At 48.6% G+C, this 893-nt stretch carries 1 protein-coding gene; it reads right to left on the reverse strand.

Going from position 1 to position 893, the window contains the following annotated elements; all coding sequences use genetic code 11:
* Nucleotides 1-19: 19 nt before the first annotated feature.
* The coding region (locus KCG35_RS25720; protein WP_215822720.1) for a S49 family peptidase at nucleotides 20-893 on the reverse strand (874 nt) is incomplete at its 5' end.

Consider the following 893-nt stretch of genomic DNA (forward strand, 5'->3'; position numbering starts at 1 on the left):
AGGTGGTACAGAATAATGATTACTGGCGGCATGCATGTTTTTGATCTCCGGTCATTAATTCAAAGTCAGATAACATTTGCTGGATAGCGGATTTGGGCTCTTCTGTCGTTTCAGGTGTGTTTTCCGAGGGAATATTCGGCTGCTCATCGTTATTCATGTGCTGGGTAAAGGCGCTTTGGGTGGTGTTTTCTTTTTTGGGTGCAGAAGCTTCAGCCTTAGGTAGCGTCTCGAGTAACGCTTTGGCGTCATCTGCCGCCATTCCGGATTTTACTAGGTGTATTGCGGTAGTCATTCGGCCTTCAGCGGCTTCGCACTGCAAAATACTTAAGCAGCGCTCTCGTTCTTGCTGGATTGCACTGGCTTTAATGGCATCCGTATCAACGGGTTCTACGGCAGGTTGTGTGCTTTTTACTTGGGGTTCAGTGGGTGTAGTCATAATGGCCCTTGTATCGTTCAGGTGGTGAGTGAATACCGTCAGCGCTTGGCTGGCCGGTAAAATCTGGTCAATTAAGCCCATTTCTTTGGCTTGTTCGGAGGAGTAAATAGCGGCTTCTGTTTTACGAATAGCATTCGTCTCTAACTGACGATTTCTCGCTACCGTATCCACAAATAAGGCATACAATGAATCAACCTCTTGCTGAAAGCGCTCTTTCACCGCATCAGGGAGTGGCTGATAGGCATTACCATCGGCTTTATGCGCACCGGCATGAATAAAGGTGACATGAATACCCAGCTTTTCGTGGGCTTTGCTCTGATCAACATGCGCCATAATCACCCCAATACTGCCCGTTTGTGCAGTTCGAGGGGCAATAACATGGTGGGCGCCTGAGGCAATGGCATAGGCGGCACTGGTCGCCTGTTCGTCTACTAAGGCCCAGATCGGTTTAATCTGA

The sequence above is a fragment of the Zooshikella harenae genome (assembly GCF_018837975.1).
GTDB classification, from domain to species: Bacteria; Pseudomonadota; Gammaproteobacteria; order Pseudomonadales; family Zooshikellaceae; genus Zooshikella; species Zooshikella harenae.